Consider the following 15,878-nt stretch of genomic DNA (forward strand, 5'->3'; position numbering starts at 1 on the left):
TTTCACCGATTTGGTGAATGATTACACCGATTTTTGGAAAAGCGATGAGTTTAGGCTCATCGCTTTTTTTGTATAATTGCAAAAAATAAAATAGCTCCCCCTTTAGGGGGCTGGGGGGTTTATGAAATACTTAATAGTAGGTTTAGGAAACATAGGCAGTGAATATGCCGATACACGCCATAACGCCGGCTTTATGGTGCTGGATCAGCTGGCTAAAGAAGAAAGCCTGCAATTTTATAATATGCGCCTGGCCTACTATACCGAAATGAAGTATAAAGGCCGCATGCTGCACCTCATCAAACCCACCACCTACATGAACCTGAGCGGCAAAGCCGTTAATCACTGGATGAAGGAACTAAAGATCCCTATCGAAAATGTATTGATAGTAGTAGATGAGATAGCTTTGCCATTAGGTACCTTACGCCTTAAACCCAAAGGCAGCGCCGCTGGCCACAATGGCTTAAAAAATATTGAACTGGCCCTGGGTACCGATCAGTACGCCCGCCTGCGTTTTGGCGTTGGCGACAACTTCCCTAAAGGCCGGCAGGTTGATTATGTGCTGAGCGGCTTTGATGACGATGAACTACCCGAAATCCCCGCGCTGATAGACCGTTCTATCGAGATCATCAAAAGTTTTGCTACCATTGGTACCGAGTTAACGATGACCAAATTCAACAACAAGTAATAATTCTATTACCATCCCGGTAATATAAAACTAAATTCTTAGTTTCGCTGCCTGAAATTATTTAAACCAAGGCTTGCTGCTTACTACTACAAATTATATATGACTAAATTTTGGCTGGCAGCGTTATGCTGCTGCTTTTACGCTTTTGCACGGGCACAAAATACGCCGGCTAAACCTATCGTAATAAAAGGAACTACTATCGATTCATTAACCGGTAAACCGCTGGGCTTTGTAACCATTGCCCTGGCCGATGCCGTTACTAAACTGCCCGCTAAAAGCACACTCACCAAAGATGACGGCAGCTTTACGTTGAGTGGCATTCCATCCAAAAAGTATACGCTTTCTTTAATTTATGTGGGTTATAGAACTAAAACAGTTGCCATTAGCGGTGCCGACGCGGTGACCAACATTGGGTCGGTGAATATGTCGGCATCAAGCAAGCAGTTGAAGGAAGTTGCTATTTTGGCGGCCAAGCCGTTGGTGAAACAGGAGATAGACCGCCTGAGTTACGATATACAGGCCGACCCGGAAAGCAAAGCCCTGAACGTATTGGAAATGATGCGTAAAATACCACTGCTATCTTTAGATGGTGATGATAATGTATTGCTGAAGGGTAACTCTAACTACAAGATCTTTATTAATGGCAAACCATCAAGCCTGATGGCGCGCAGTCCAAAGGATGTAATGCGGGCCATGCCGGCATCCAGTATCCAACGGATCGAGGTGATCACTACCCCGCCGGCCAAGTACGACAGTGAAGGTTTGGACGGGATCATCAACATCATCACCAATAAAAGGGTTGATAATGGCTACAATGGCAGTCTTACTTTAAACGAACGTTTTCCGGTTGGCGGACCCTACCAGGGTGGTTCGTTGACGGTTAAGCAAGGCCAGTTGGGTGTATCATCGTATTTCGGCAATAGCTATTCCAGGCAGCCCGATCAGTTTAATAACCAAACCCGGGTAACTACCGGCGCCAACCCATCGCGCTTAACGCAGGATGCCTTTAATCATTCTAAAAGCCATTTTAGTTATGCCGGCATTGAATTAAGTTTTGAGGTAGACTCGCTGAATTTATTAACGGCAGAGTTTAACCCAAATGGTGGTAACTCTACCTCGTTCAATCAAAATACATCGCTTAATATTTTACAACCCCAAAACATAGGCTATACCTTAAGCAATAATGGCGATAACCGGAACGGCGGTTTTGATGCGGGTTTAAACTACCAGCTGGGTTTTAAAAAAAGCAAGGACAGGCTGCTTACCCTCTCCTACCGTTACAGCCGTTTCCATAATAATAGCTTTAACGATATTGATGTTTTAAACCCTCAGAATTATACCACGCCCGATTATAATCAAACCAACAAGGCTAACTCCAGCGAGCAAACCATACAGACCGATTACGTGCACCCCTTAAAAAAACTAACCATCGAGGGCGGCTTAAAAGCCATCTTACGCGATAATTTTAGTGATTTCCGTTACGATTCGTTAAGCGCGGTTACCCACCAGTTTGCCGAGAACCCTTTACGCACTAATACTTATCACAACAACCAGTACATTATAGGCGCTTACAACGCCTATACTATTAACCTGCAAACCTGGGGCTTTAAATTCGGCGGTCGTTTAGAGCAAACCATTGTCAAAGCCGATTTTTTGAGCACGCTATCGGCCGTTAACCGCAATTACCTTAACCTGGTGCCATCGGTTAGTATTAATAAGCGCTTTAAAAACATGAGCAATATTAACTTTGGTTATACCCAGCGTATCCAGCGGCCCGATATTAACCAGCTTAATCCTTACGTTGACAGGTCTAACCCCAACTTTATCTCAACCGGTAACCCCGATCTTAAACCGGTAGTGGCCAACAACTTTCAATTAAGTTATAGCAAATACAAAAAAGGTTCCATTACCATCGGCATCTATTATGGGTTTGCAGATAATAACGTACAAACCATAGCGGTTTACGACCCGGCGACTAAAATTACCAGTACTACCTTTAGCAATATTGGTAAAACCCGCGCGGTTGGCAACAACATCAGCTTTAGCTATCCTTTTATTAAAAACATGAACTTCAACATTAATACTAACGTCATGCATTATTCAATAGAAGGCGTAGTTGGTGGGGTCACTACTAAAAATAACGCCTGGCAAGCCATGTTTTTAACCGGTTTAGGCTATAAGTTTAAAGATGGTTTAAGGATTAACAGTAACGTAAGTTATAGCAGTCCCACTATAACATTGCAGGCTAAATCAAATTCATTTGTTAGTTCGGGCTTTAGCGTGAGCCGGGATCTGATCAAAGACAAGCTATCCCTTGCAACCAATATCACTAACCCATTTACCAAATACCGCCATATAGAACGCGAAACATCCGGAACCAATTTTGTACAATCAAACTTCGCGCAAAACTACTTCCGGTCGTTTAGCTTTAGTCTCAATTACCGCTTTGGCAAACTACAACAGGAAATTAAAAAGAACAAACGGACTATCAGTAATGATGATAAAAACAGCAGTACCGGCAGTAATTAACCGATAGCAAGTATGGCGTTAAACAATGTTAAATATTTTCGAATTATTGTAACGCTTTGGTAGGTTTAAGCGTCTTTAAGGGATATATATGAAGAAACTAATCCTCACCGCACTTTGCTGTACCCTTTTTATATTTTTATTTGCACAAACACCTGCCAAAACCATTGCTATTGAAGGTACGGTGATTGATTCGGCCACCAGCAAACCTTTGGGTTTTGTAACCATTGCCATAATTGATGCCGCTACCAAAAAGCCGGTTAAAAGCACGCTGACCAAAGACGACGGCAAATTTGAAGTTAAAGGTTTATCCCCAAAACCCTATCTGCTTTCGTTGATATACGTCGGCTATCAATCAAAAACGATGCCCGTTGAAGGGTCGGATGATTTCCATTCGGGCCCTGTTGTGCTGGCGCCATCTAACAGTCATTTGAAAGAGGTGGCCGTTACCGCTTTAAAGCCGCTGATGAAACAGGAAGTTGACCGCCTGAGCTATGATGTACAGGCCGATCCCGAGAGTAAGGCCATCACCGCGCTGGATATGATGCGCAAGGTGCCCCTGATATCTGTAGATGGATCAGACGAGATCAAACTGCGGGGCAGCGGGAGTTATAAAATACTGTTGAATGGTAAAGAATCGGCTTTGATGGCCCGTAACCCATCGGATATATTAAAAGCCATGCCGGCCAGCAACATTGTAAAAATAGAAGTGATCACATCGCCGCCGGCCAAATACGAGGCCGAAGGTTTGGCGGGCATCATCAATATCATCACCGTAAAAAATGGCGCCCAGGGCTATAACGGATCAGTCAACAGCAATTATAATACGGTAAACGGTTACCGCTTCAATTTAAACTCAACGGTTAAGCAGGGCAAATTTGGTTTGAATTTCTTTACAGGATATCAAAAGCGCCCCGAAATGGCTAACCCTTTTGATAACGCCACCAGCTTCACCCAATCTAAAACATCTCTTTACCAGTATGGCGATAGGGTAAACGGCAACCGCAACAATTACGGAAGCGCCGAGTTAAGTTATGAATTAGATACGCTTAACCTGATAACTGGTACAATTAATTTTTTTGGTAACAAAGGCACCCAGGGAGCCGATCAGTACACGCAATTGTATGATGCTAATCGCCTGCCCACCACATTTTACAGCGCTATTAGTAATGGTTATGCAAACGGAAATGGATCAGATGTAGGTATCAATTACCAGTTGGGTTTTAGAAACAATAAAAACCAGTTACTAACGGCATCGTACAAATACAGCAATAACAATAGCACCCAGTTTAATGATGTGGTGACCACCCAGCCGGGCCTGGCTAACTACCGCCAGTATAACAACTCGGGGGCTAAGGAGTATACCACCCAGTTAGATTACATCCACCCATTAAAAGTATTAACGTTTGAGGCCGGCGGTAAAATGATATTGCGCAACAACTTCAGTAATTTTAATAGCGATACGCTAAGCAGTACCGGTTACCATACCAACCCCAGGCAAACCAACAATTTCACTTATCACCAAAATGTATATGCGCTGTACAACTCGTACACGTTTAAACTAACCAAGTGGGTATTTAAGGGTGGCCTGCGTTTCGAACGGACCAATATCGATGCTAATTTTGCCACATCCGGCGGTGGGGTGTTTAACCAGTTTTATACCAATGTAGTCCCTTCGTTTTCGATGCAGCGCGTGTTAAACAACGCCAGTATTAACTTTGGCTTTACCCAGCGCATCCAGCGCCCCAATATTAACCAGCTTAACCCTTTTGTAAATCAGTCTAACCCGCTTTATGTAAATGTAGGTAACCCCAATTTAAGGCCGGCGGTCAATAATAATTTCGAGTTAAGTTATGGCTCATCCAGTAAAGGCTCGGTTAACCTGAGCGCCAGCTACTCGTTCGCTAATAATACCATCGAAAATGTGAGCAGTGTTAATGGCAACGTAACTACCCAAACATTTGCCAACATTGGTAAAAAGAAACAACTGGGGCTGGATTTGAATATGAATTATCCCCTAAGCAAAAAATTAAACATCAACGTTAATGGCGAGTTATTGCACATTTGGCTGGAAGGGGCCTATAACGGGCAGCTCTATAAAAATAATGGTTTCCAGGGGCACATGTTTGCCAATATGGGCTATAAGTTTGATAGCGGGTACCGTGTAGGTTTTAATCTTGATTTTGATAGCCGGTATGTATTGCTGCAGGGGATTGATAACTACTGGCTGGGCGGCGGCGCCAATGTATCAAAAGATATATTTAAGGGCAAAGGCAGTATTGGAGTAGCAGTGAGGAATCCGTTTAAAAGGTTTATCCAGCTCGACTTTTTAACCCGCACCAACGATTTTGAGACTATGGCCAACAACTACATGTTATTCCGCATGGTTGGCGTTGGTTTTAACTATAAGTTTGGTAAGTTAAATAGCGAGATCAAAAAAAATCAGCGCGGAATTAATAACGATGATGCTAACGGTGGCGGCCGGAATTAGTAATTTAGCCGCATGAAAGTTTACGGAATTACCAATTGCAATACAGTAAAAAAAGCACTCGACTGGTTTAAGGCCAACCAGGTACCTTACGAGTTTCACGACTTTAAAAAGCTGGGCGTAAGCGCCGAAAAACTGGCCGAATGGGAACAGGCTGCAGGCTACGAAACGGTAATGAACAAAAAAGGCACCACCTACCGGGATCTTGAACCTGAAGTGAAGGCAAGCATTACCGGAGCCACACCCGCTCTGAAAATATTACAGGAGAAAACCAGCATGATCAAACGCCCGGTTATTGAGGATAACGGTTTCTTATTTTTTGGGTTTGATGAAGCTGTTTATAAACAACATTTCCTATTAAATCGATAGACTATTGTATTAGTAACAATCGTTTTACTGTATTAACACTTTGGCAATTTTAATATATACTTGTGTTTACATTAAACATAAACTATACATTAAAATGAAACTTACCCTGGTTGCCGGTTTATCGCTGGCTTTACTGGCAGGTAGCTATGCCGCGGAAGCACAAACCACACCGCCGCAAACACCGCCAACAACCCCTCCGGCTAACGGCGCCGGGCGACGCGGAAATTTAGCCCCCGTTGTTGACCCTAACGCTCCGGCAACAAATTACAGTTATAACGAGCTTTGGAAACCTTTCTTTTATACCAAGAATGGCAACGAATTCCGCGCGGCTGATGGACAACCAGGCCCTAAATACTGGCAAAACCGGGTTGATTATAAAATCAACGCCAAAATAGACACCATTAAAAATGAGATCACCGGTTCGGAGATTATCAATTATACCAACAACAGTCCGCAGAAATTAGACTTTGTTTGGATGATGCTGGATCAAAACTTGTTTAAGTTAGATTCGCGCGGGAACAAACAGGTAGTTTTAAACTCGCAGGATGTAGCTACCAGCCGTAACTGGGGCCGTGGCCAGGCATTTGATGCAGGCGATAAAATTAAATCGGTTAAAATATTATCTACCGTAAAAGGCAAAACCACCGAGGTTGAAGCTAAATTCCTGATCAACGATACCCGTATGCAGGTGTTTATACCTGAAGGTATTGCAGCCGCGGGCGGCAAGATCCAGTTTAAAATAGATTGGTCGTTCATCTCTCCTGATTATGGGTCGGACCGTATGGGGATCTCTTATACCAAGGATGGAAAGGTTTATTCGGTAGCGCAATGGTACCCGCGCCTATGCGTGTATGACGACCTGCAAGGCTGGAACACCCTGCCTTATACCGGCGAGAGCGAGTTTTATTGCGAGTATGGTGATTTTGATCTGTACATCACCGTTCCTTCAAAAAACATCGTAGTGGCATCAGGCGAGTTATTGAACCCTACTGAAGTATACACACCCGAGCAAATAAAAAGATGGGCACAGGCCGCTGCCAGCGATAAAACAGTAATGATCCGCAAAGCCGACGAGGTATATAAAGCCACTTCGCGCCCGGCAGGTAAATCTGAATTAACCTGGCACTTCCAGATCAAGAATGCACGCGATGCATCATGGTCAACTTCTTCGGCTTTTGTTATCGAAGCTGCTAAAATGAATTTGCCAAGCGGTAAAAAATCAATCGCTATTGGCGCTTACTCGGTATCAGTTGCGGCACGTAATACACGCGCGGCCGAGTTTACTAAAGCCTCTATCGAGTACAACTCTAAAAAATGGTTCGAATATCCTTACCCTGCTGCTACCACCGCTGTGGGTGCTGCCGGCGGTATGGAATATCCGGGTATTGTGTTTGTTGGTTCAGCTAACTGGGGTGTAACCGACCACGAGTTTGGCCACACTTGGTTCCCGATGATCGTTGGATCAAACGAGCGTTTATACGGCTGGATGGACGAAGGCTTCAACACTTTCATTAACACGCTTTCAACCGCGTACTCATTAAACGGCGAGTTTTATCGTCCTGCCGGTCAGCCAAACGCGTTAGCGTTTACCCGCCCAAGCCTGGAGCCAATGATGAGCAACCCGGATAACCTGAAAGAGAACAACAATGGCACCCTATTATACAGCAAACCAAGCGCCGGATTAGTTATGCTGCGCGAGCAGATCTTAGGCCCTGAGCGTTTCGACTTCGCGTTTAAAACCTATATCCACCGCTGGGCCTTTAAGCACCCCGCTCCCGATGATTTCTTCCGCACCATGGAAGCTGCTGCCGGCGAAAGTCTGCAATGGTTCTGGAGAGGCTGGTTTGTTAACAACTGGCAGTTAGATCAATCGGTACGTGGTGTACGTTATGCAGGCGGCGATGCTACAAAGGGCGCTATTATTACCCTGGATAACTTAGAGAAAATGGCTATGCCGGTTACCGTTGAAATTAAAACCGTTAGCGGCAAAACCGACCGTGTAAGCTACACTGCCGAAATATGGGAACGCAACGTAAGCTTCTCGTTCAAGTATCCATCTACCGAAGAAATACAATCGGTAACTTTAGATCCCGACCATAAATTACCTGATGCTAACCAGGCCAACAACGTTTGGACAAAACCTGCTCAATAATATATACCCCCTAAAGGGGGAATAGTAAAAACATCAGTTAAATGCGTAAGGCCCCGGAAATCCGGGGCCTTACGCATTTAAATTTCTTTCCATTTGCACATCTGCATATCTATGCATTTGCACATTTATTCCCCCTTCAGGGGGTTAGGGGTTAACTATCCCCTCCCCATCAGCTCATCATTCTTATTCCGCTCGGTTTGCAGTTCGCGGGCCAGTTTCTTTTCCTTATCGTTGGCTTTGGCTTTATAAGCGGTAAACTCTTCGCTCAGTTCTTCATATAGCTTAGTGCGGTATTTAGCTTCGCGGCTGTTGCTCGATGTTTTAAGGATCACAATCAGCAGTACCAGCGACAGTCCTATCACCAGCCCCCACATCAGCAGGTTATAGGCGGTTTTAGACATGTAGATCCCCATCAGGCTGATAGCATCCTGGCGCGAATTGGTTTCGGTAATCGTTTGGTCCTTGGTTTTCACATCATTTTGCAGGCTGCTGATCGATTGGTTTTGCGCGGCTAATTTACTTTGCGCATCCCTTAAGGCCCTTTTAGTTACGTTAAGCGAATCGTTAATATTTTTCCATAAGGCCGCAATCATAGGTTGCTGATAGTGGTAAGTTTTGCTTAATACATATTGATACTGGCCGTTCAGGCTTTTATCGGTACTGGCCGGGGTTGGTGCGGATGGGTTTTGTTGTGCCGGTGTTTGGGTTACCGGAGTTGTGCCGGCCGCCTGGGCATTTACAGGTTTGGCCTGATAGGGCTTACCCGCATATGATTGCCCCTTGTATTTTACCGCGCCGGGTTTAACGGGCAGCGGCGCTACTATAGGTTTTGTAGTTTTTGCTTTTATACTGTCTTGCGCGTAAATCATAGTCCCGCTGCCTAAAATGCATAGCGTAAGGAGGGATTTTACTAAAAATAGCTTCTTCATCATGTTTGTAGCGTTATAATTTAACAAAAGATAGCATCAACAGTTTGTGTATTATTGATATAACTATTGCGAATATAAGGTTTCATAGCAGATTTTTGGCAGGCATACTTATATTAGCACCATGAATATCGGATTTATTGGACTGGGCGATATGGGTAAGCTGTATGCCAAAGCATTTGCCAAAGCTGGCTATACCGTTTGCGGCGCCGACCTGCCCGCCAACCGCGAAATGCTGGAAGCTGAACTAACCCCGCTGGGTATTACGGTAAAAGACAATGGCCGCGATGTATCCCGCATCAGCGATCTGATCATCTATTCTGTCGAGGCCGATAGTATGGAGAAAGTTGTGGCCGAGTGCGCGGTAGCTACCAAAGCCGGGGCTATTGTGGCCGGGCAAACATCGGTAAAGCACCCCGAAATAGCTCTGTTTGAAAAATATCTTCCGGATGATGCGCAGATCATTACTTTCCATGCCATGCACGGCCCGGGCTTTGAGCCTAAAGGCCAAAAACTGATCCTGATCCCCCACCGCAGCACACCCGATGCCTACCAGCGCATGTACGACCTGTTTACAGCCGTTGAGACCGATATTGTAGAGATAGCCGACTATCACGAGCATGATAAGATTGTGGCCGATACGCAGGCTGTAACGCACGTTGGTTTCGAAAGTATGGGGACTGCCTGGAAGGCTGCCGGTTTTTTCCCCTGGGAAAATGCCTCATATATTGGGGGCATTGATAACGTAAAGATACTGACCACCTTAAGGATCTTCAGCTATAAGGCGCACGTATATGCCGGACTGGCTATTTTAAACCCTTATGCCAGGCAGCAGGTAAGGCAGTACGCCGTATCCGAATCGGAATTGTTTAAGCTGATGATCAAGGAAGAAGCGGCCGCGTTTAGGGACAGGCTCTACAAGGCACGTGATTTTGTTTTTCACGAGAGCCGTAAACCCATTATGCTGAATGATAGTGTAATGCGGGAGTTTTCGCTATCTGATAACGAGCATTTGCGCAAGCCCAACTCGCACCTGAGTATATTAAGTATGGTTGATGCCTGGTACCATTTAGGTGTAAACCCCTACGATAACCTGATCTGCCAAACGCCGCCCTTCCGTTTGCGTTTGGGGATTGCCGAATACCTGTTTAAAAACGACGAACTGTTAGAAGAATCGATAGAAACCGCGCTGTATGATAAAACCATCCGCGGCGACGATCTGGAATTTCACTCTGCTGTGCGGGAATGGTCGGCTATTATTGGCTATGGCGATATGGAAGGCTATAAAAAGCATTTTAACGAGGTACAGGCCTTTTTTGCCGACCGGCTGGAAGAAGGCAAAGCCCAAAGCGCGGAACTGATCAGGCGGTTAATGGAGTAAGCTACGTGACTATATAAACAAAAGAAGCCGTTGTTTAGCAACGGCTTCTTTTGTTTATGATATTTTTTATCTAAAATTAATCGTTTTCTTCTACCACACCCATGCTGCAGAATTTTTCGATACGCTCGTTCACTACGGTAGCAATATCCATTTCTTTAAGTGTTTTCAGTTCCTTCAGCAATTGCTTTTTAAGGGTTGACGCCATAGCAACCGGATCCTGGTGGGCGCCGCCAAGTGGCTCTTTAATCACACCGTCAATCAGCTTGTTCTTCAGCATCTCGGTCGATGTTAGTTTCAGCGCTTCCGCCGCGCGCTCTTTATAGTCCCAGGTTTTCCATAAAATAGTCGAGCAATTTTCGGGTGATATAACCGAATACCAGGAGTGTTCCAGCATCAAAACCCTATCGCCTATCCCTATGCCCAATGCACCACCCGATGCGCCTTCACCAATAATTACACATATTACCGGCACTTTCAGTACCGACATTTCCAGCAGGTTGCGGGCTATCGCTTCGCCCTGTCCGCGCTCTTCAGCTTCCAGGCCGGGGAATGCGCCGGGGGTATCTATCAGGGTAACTACGGGTTTATTAAATTTTTCGGCCAGTTTCATCAGGCGCAAGGCCTTGCGGTAACCTTCGGGGTTAGCCATCCCAAAATTGCGGTATTGGCGTTCTTTGGTATTTCTCCCTTTTTGGTGGCCGATAAACATCACCGTTTGGCCGTTAAGCGACCCAAAGCCGCCCACTATCGCTTTATCATCGCCTACGGTACGGTCGCCGTGCATTTCAATAAAATCATCGCACATCAGCTCCAGGTACTGTAAGGTATACGGGCGTTCGGGATGGCGGGAGATCTGAACCTTTTGCCAGCCGTTCAGATTGGTGTAAACCTCCTTTTTAACAAGTTCCAGTTTATCCTCCAGTTCGGTTAACGTGGCAGACATATCTACCTGTGTTTTATCTTCAACCTGCTTCACCTTATCAATCTGCGATTGCAGGTCGGCCAGCGGTTTTTCAAAATCAAACGTAATTTTCATACAATTTTTAACGGGCTGCTAAATTACATAAATCAAACGGCAAATTGTGGCAATTTAACCACAAAGCCCACAAAGAAATAATTGTAATGGCTAACACAAAGATCACAAAGCCTTTCTATATACTATTTTAGCTCTGTGCTCTTTGTACAAAATCTTTGTGGCCTTTGTGGTTAATTTAAAATATCCTACTTAATATCTAAAGCTTGTTTCCCTGCTTTTGCAAAGCTTCAAACTTCTTTATCTGCCGCTCGGTTAGTAGTTTTTGGGTTTTAAAACAGGCGGTTAAAACGGCCGCACGGTATTCCCCTTCGTATAAGCCATAGCGGTTACCATAAAATATAATAATGCCTTCGTCTATCTTTTTGGTACGGAACAGGCTATCCAGCAGCCGCTCGTTACGGATAACCGACGCGCCAATTTCCAGCCGTTTCATTTGCAATTGCTTTAGTATAATACCTATACCGTTCATCTGCGCGGGGCTCAGGTCAAGCTCCTTTTTGTATTGCAGTAATTTGTCGGGCAGGGGATAATGGTTCAGTTCGGCTACATAGGCTTTGTTGCCTACATCCATACCTTTTATATAAGCGTTGTATTGCTGATCGGTTAACGTCCGTACCGGCGATTTTTGTAAAGTACTGTCGGCAACCTGTTGTGCACGTGTGTTGAAAGCAAAAAGTAGAGCAGGTAAAAAAAGTAATGTTTTCTTCATGTTTTAAGTATCGGCAAAAAAATCCAATTACATAAATAACCCATAAATGGACTGGATGTTTAGCCGAAAAATTGAAAATAAAAACACCGGCAGCTTTTGCTATTTTTTTGCAAGAGTATATTCACCCCAAAAATCAGTTGTGGAATCTAAATCCTGATCAACATCAATGGCTTGGCGATCCAGATATATAAACCTTGTCACCAATCCGCTTTTGGGTGCGGTCAACCTGCTTTCCAGTCTCACATTGTAAGTGAATTTTTTAAACTCGCTAACCAAAAGCCCTAAATATTTAAGCGGAATGGCCAACTCATACGTGTAAACACCGTTGTTATTAAATGTGGCTACTGCTTTTATGCCCTCTTCGTTGTAAATAGAAATGGCAGGGTCGGTAATATCTTTAATGCCTTTTACATTTATTGATTTGGCATTAACAGCAAAAAGGCTATTAGCTATCGCGACTAATGAATCGGTATGCACTTCAGAATATTTAGTAGTATCAGCGATTATAGGAGAACTATATGCAGGTTTTGCCTTTGCGCCCGCATACCAAAGCAGCCGCTGGCCCGCGCGATGGTCAATTACCGGATAGGTGATCAATACATTACCTTCATCGTTAATGTTTTTTTTACCGTTGGGATTAATGATAAGGGTAAGCCCTACTGAAATTATTTTCTCAATAGTGCGGGGCTTGCTGGCTTGCACCAACAGGTAAAAATTTTCCGCATCATTAGCTATTGTATAAGAAACATCGGTAGCTTTATTGTAGGCCTGCAATTGGGCCCCCCATTCCGCAGCCTTACCGTTAATCTTTATGCCTGCAGGGGCAAATAAGGGCGATTCCTGCACATTGGGTAATTTTTGAGCCGTGGCTATAAACGCGGCAAAGCAAAACATCAATGCGGTTAAACATTTTTTCATAATATGGATAGGTTAGGTAAAATATGAATTACAACCAGCAGGTGGCTACCCCTACCAGCACCGCATCGCTGTTCAATTTGGATATGCAAACCGGTATCTCTATATCCAGCTTGGTCAGTTGGGCTTTATAAGCCGGTAAAAAACAATCGGATGCTTTGGCGGCTATATCACCGCTCAGCACAATGATCTGGGTATTGGTCCCCTTTACAAAGTTGGCCGTAAACAAAGCCAGGTTACAGGCAAATTCTTTAAATACATGTTTAACCGTGTTAGAGGTATTGTAGAACGACGACAGCTCCTTTACATCCACCACGTTAATTCCCGAAAGCTCGTAATAGCGTTTCAGGAACCATCTTTCCGACAGGTAATCCTCGGCAATGCTATCTAAAAATGGCGACTCCCACAGGCCGGCGTCCTCTGCCAAACCATCGCTCAACCTGGCTGTACCCAGGCCGGTGCCCAAAATCAGGCCCACCACATCATGGTATCCCTGCGCTGCCCCGGCAAAAACTTCGCCTTTTAAAAAGCCGGCGGCATCGTTAAGCATACAAATGCTGCCTACCGGCACATTCAGCCCTGCGGCAATCATTTCTTTTACATTTAAACCGTAAAGGGCTTCGTGTTTTTTGTTGTTATGAATGTAGGATATCCCTTTGTCATAGTCGAACGGACCAGGCATGGCAATACCGATGCGGGTTAATTCTACATCATTTGATGTTAGCGCCTGTTGGATCACGGCACAGCACGAGTCGATAATTTCCTCCGCAGTACCCCTGGAATTAATAGGTTTCCGCTGGTATGATGATTTTAATACGGCGCGTGTGCGCAAATTTACAACCAATGTGGTGATATGATAACCACTGATATATACGCCCAGTACGCTCTCGTCGCCGGAAAAATCTGTATTCATGAAAAAAAGTTGAAATCAAATTTAACAATTGATTTTAAAAAAACGGGTATGTTGATAAAATAGGGCTTAGATAGTTTTCAAAACGAAGAAACCCAGCTTTGGGCCGGGTTTCTTCGTTTTATCATACTCCCCCTTTAGGGGGCCGGGGGGTTAAACCCCTAACAATAATCTTGCAGGATCTTCCAGCAGTTGCTTAACGCGTACCAGGAAGCTAACCGATTCGCGGCCATCAATGATACGGTGATCATACGACAGGGCCAGGTACATCATCGGGCGGATCACTACTTGTCCGTTTACGGCAACCGGGCGCTCAATAATATTGTGCATACCCAAAATTGCCGATTGCGGCGAGTTGATGATCGGGGTCGACATCATCGATCCGAACACACCACCGTTGGTGATAGTGAAGGTGCCGCCGGTCATTTCCTCTAAGGTCAGTTTGTTTTCGCGGGCTTTGCCGGCTAAAACAACAATGGCTTTTTCAATTTCGGCCAGGCTCATGCTATCCGCGTTGCGGATCACCGGAACCACCAAACCTTTAGGGGCCGATACCGCGATGGAGATATCGGCAAAATTGCTGTACACCACCTCCTCGTTCTCTATACGGGCGCCAACAGCCGGCCATTCTTTCAAAGCCTCGGTAACCGCTTTGGTGAAGAACGACATAAAGCCCAGGCCAACGCCGTGTTTTTCCTTGAATTTATCTTTGTATTTACCGCGCAGTTCCATAATCGGCGACATATCCACCTCGTTAAAGGTAGTTAGCATGGCGGTTTCATTTTTAACAGCTACTAAACGGCGGGCTACGGTTTTACGCAGGTTCGACATTTTTTCGCGTCGCTCGCCACGGGCATCCGGTTTAGATGGCGCAGCGGTAGCGGCCGGTGTTGCAGGCGGAACAGCGATTTTAGTAGGTGCCGGCGACGGCGTAGTTTGCGGGTTCTCGTTTACTTTATCAGCAACTATGGCATCACCTTTGGTAATACGGCCACCTACTCCTGTACCATTTACTGATGCAGGGTCGACACCTTTTTCGGCTAATATTTTACCGGCAGCTGGTGATGGGGTACCGGCAGCATAACCGGCAGCAGTTGCAGTTGGCGCAGCAGATGCTACAGCGGCAGCCTCGGCTTTTGGAGCAGCAACAGCAGCGCCTTCGCCCGCAGTGATTGAACATACTACAGCGCCAATGGCTAAAACATCGCCTTCTTTAGCAATGGTTTTCAGCGTACCGGCCTGTTCGGCGGTGAGTTCAAAAGTTGCTTTGTCCGATTCCAGTTCGGCAATAGCTTCATCCATCGCTACCTGGTCGCCGTCTTTTTTGATCCAGCGGGACAGGGTAACTTCGGTTATAGATTCGCCAACGGCGGGTACTTTAATATCAAGTGTTTTGCCGGCGGCTGGTGCTGTTGGTGCAGCGGCGGCGGGAGCAGCAACCGGTGCCGGTGCAGCCGAAGCCGCAACAGGTTGCGTGGCCGGAGCCGGGGCAGCGGCGACAGGTGCGGCGGCGCCTTCGTCAATTTTAGCTACGGGGGTACCGATAGCTATGGTATCGCCCTCGGCTACTAAAGTGGTTAATGTACCTGCTTTTTCGGCGGTTAATTCAAAAGTGGCTTTGTCTGATTCCAGCTCGGCAATCACTTCGTCCATTGCCACCACATCGCCGGTCTTTTTTTTCCAGCTTGACAGGGTTACTTCGGTAATGGATTCGCCTACCGGCGGAACTTTGATCTCTAAACTCATGTTTTTCGGTTTTGTATTTAAACAGAATGTGATGA

Annotated in this window: 12 protein-coding genes; 6 read left to right on the forward strand and 6 right to left on the reverse strand. The window is 45.4% G+C overall.

Annotated elements, in window-relative coordinates; genetic code table 11:
• The first annotated feature begins 121 nt into the window (after positions 1-121).
• The 5 genes from pth (at position 122) to AC07M6_RS20715 (ending at position 8,220) form a co-directional block, all read left to right on the forward strand.
• The gene (gene pth, locus AC07M6_RS20695) at positions 122-685 is read left to right on the forward strand and encodes an aminoacyl-tRNA hydrolase (protein WP_494892754.1); all 564 of its coding nucleotides are present in this window, start codon (positions 122-124) and stop codon (positions 683-685) included.
• Positions 686-784: 99 nt separating this feature from the next.
• Positions 785-3,214 (forward strand): TonB-dependent receptor domain-containing protein, encoded by a 2,430-nt coding sequence (locus AC07M6_RS20700; protein ID WP_494892756.1) that lies wholly within the window; start codon positions 785-787, stop codon positions 3,212-3,214.
• An 88-nt stretch (positions 3,215-3,302) separates the two neighbouring features.
• The gene (locus AC07M6_RS20705; RefSeq protein ID WP_494892758.1) at positions 3,303-5,702 is read left to right on the forward strand and encodes a TonB-dependent receptor; all 2,400 of its coding nucleotides are present in this window, start codon (positions 3,303-3,305) and stop codon (positions 5,700-5,702) included.
• Between the two features lie 12 nt (positions 5,703-5,714).
• Positions 5,715-6,068, forward strand: coding sequence for a Spx/MgsR family RNA polymerase-binding regulatory protein (locus AC07M6_RS20710; RefSeq protein WP_494892760.1), 354 nt, complete (start codon positions 5,715-5,717; stop codon positions 6,066-6,068).
• Between the two features lie 94 nt (positions 6,069-6,162).
• On the forward strand, positions 6,163-8,220 hold the full coding sequence (locus AC07M6_RS20715; RefSeq protein WP_494892762.1) for a M1 family metallopeptidase: 2,058 nt from the start codon (positions 6,163-6,165) through the stop codon (positions 8,218-8,220).
• Between the two features lie 155 nt (positions 8,221-8,375).
• Here the strand turns inward: AC07M6_RS20715 and AC07M6_RS20720 are convergent, their stop codons facing one another.
• Positions 8,376-9,152, reverse strand: a complete 777-nt coding sequence (locus AC07M6_RS20720) for a hypothetical protein (protein WP_494892764.1) — start codon at positions 9,150-9,152, stop codon at positions 8,376-8,378.
• Between the two features lie 118 nt (positions 9,153-9,270).
• Between AC07M6_RS20720 and AC07M6_RS20725 the strand changes: the two genes are divergently transcribed.
• Positions 9,271-10,527, forward strand: coding sequence for an NAD(P)-binding domain-containing protein (locus tag AC07M6_RS20725; protein WP_494892766.1), 1,257 nt, complete (start codon positions 9,271-9,273; stop codon positions 10,525-10,527).
• A gap of 76 nt (positions 10,528-10,603) precedes the next feature.
• Here the strand turns inward: AC07M6_RS20725 and AC07M6_RS20730 are convergent, their stop codons facing one another.
• The 5 genes from AC07M6_RS20730 to odhB all read right to left on the reverse strand — a co-directional run bounded on the left by AC07M6_RS20730 (position 10,604) and on the right by odhB (position 15,843).
• A complete protein-coding gene (locus AC07M6_RS20730; protein ID WP_494892768.1) occupies positions 10,604-11,563 on the reverse strand; it encodes an acetyl-CoA carboxylase carboxyltransferase subunit alpha in 960 nt (319 codons plus the stop codon).
• Positions 11,564-11,759: 196 nt separating this feature from the next.
• Complete coding sequence (locus AC07M6_RS20735) at positions 11,760-12,272, reverse strand: hypothetical protein (protein ID WP_494892770.1); 513 nt, start codon at positions 12,270-12,272, stop codon at positions 11,760-11,762.
• A 99-nt stretch (positions 12,273-12,371) separates the two neighbouring features.
• The gene (locus tag AC07M6_RS20740; RefSeq protein ID WP_494892772.1) at positions 12,372-13,190 is read right to left on the reverse strand and encodes a hypothetical protein; all 819 of its coding nucleotides are present in this window, start codon (positions 13,188-13,190) and stop codon (positions 12,372-12,374) included.
• A gap of 28 nt (positions 13,191-13,218) precedes the next feature.
• A complete protein-coding gene (locus AC07M6_RS20745; protein WP_494892774.1) occupies positions 13,219-14,100 on the reverse strand; it encodes an ROK family protein in 882 nt (293 codons plus the stop codon).
• A 150-nt stretch (positions 14,101-14,250) separates the two neighbouring features.
• The gene (odhB, locus tag AC07M6_RS20750; protein WP_494892776.1) at positions 14,251-15,843 is read right to left on the reverse strand and encodes a 2-oxoglutarate dehydrogenase complex dihydrolipoyllysine-residue succinyltransferase; all 1,593 of its coding nucleotides are present in this window, start codon (positions 15,841-15,843) and stop codon (positions 14,251-14,253) included.
• Between the last annotated feature and the right edge of the window lie 35 nt (positions 15,844-15,878).

This window comes from Mucilaginibacter sp. GW821-FHT07H05, from assembly GCF_059418485.1.

What these genes read in the sequence shown, in the direction of transcription:
- pth (WP_494892754.1), top strand. Translation starts at nt 122, where the DNA reads ATGAAATACTTAATAGTAGGTTTAGGAAACATAGGCAGTGAATATGCC.
- AC07M6_RS20700 (WP_494892756.1), top strand. Translation starts at nt 785, where the DNA reads ATGACTAAATTTTGGCTGGCAGCGTTATGCTGCTGCTTTTACGCTTTT.
- AC07M6_RS20705 (WP_494892758.1), top strand. Translation starts at nt 3,303, where the DNA reads ATGAAGAAACTAATCCTCACCGCACTTTGCTGTACCCTTTTTATATTT.
- AC07M6_RS20710 (WP_494892760.1), top strand. Translation starts at nt 5,715, where the DNA reads ATGAAAGTTTACGGAATTACCAATTGCAATACAGTAAAAAAAGCACTC.
- AC07M6_RS20715 (WP_494892762.1), top strand. Translation starts at nt 6,163, where the DNA reads ATGAAACTTACCCTGGTTGCCGGTTTATCGCTGGCTTTACTGGCAGGT.
- AC07M6_RS20720 (WP_494892764.1), bottom strand. Translation starts at nt 9,152, where the DNA reads ATGATGAAGAAGCTATTTTTAGTAAAATCCCTCCTTACGCTATGCATT.
- AC07M6_RS20725 (WP_494892766.1), top strand. Translation starts at nt 9,271, where the DNA reads ATGAATATCGGATTTATTGGACTGGGCGATATGGGTAAGCTGTATGCC.
- AC07M6_RS20730 (WP_494892768.1), bottom strand. Translation starts at nt 11,563, where the DNA reads ATGAAAATTACGTTTGATTTTGAAAAACCGCTGGCCGACCTGCAATCG.
- AC07M6_RS20735 (WP_494892770.1), bottom strand. Translation starts at nt 12,272, where the DNA reads ATGAAGAAAACATTACTTTTTTTACCTGCTCTACTTTTTGCTTTCAAC.
- AC07M6_RS20740 (WP_494892772.1), bottom strand. Translation starts at nt 13,190, where the DNA reads ATGAAAAAATGTTTAACCGCATTGATGTTTTGCTTTGCCGCGTTTATA.
- AC07M6_RS20745 (WP_494892774.1), bottom strand. Translation starts at nt 14,100, where the DNA reads ATGAATACAGATTTTTCCGGCGACGAGAGCGTACTGGGCGTATATATC.
- odhB (WP_494892776.1), bottom strand. Translation starts at nt 15,843, where the DNA reads ATGAGTTTAGAGATCAAAGTTCCGCCGGTAGGCGAATCCATTACCGAA.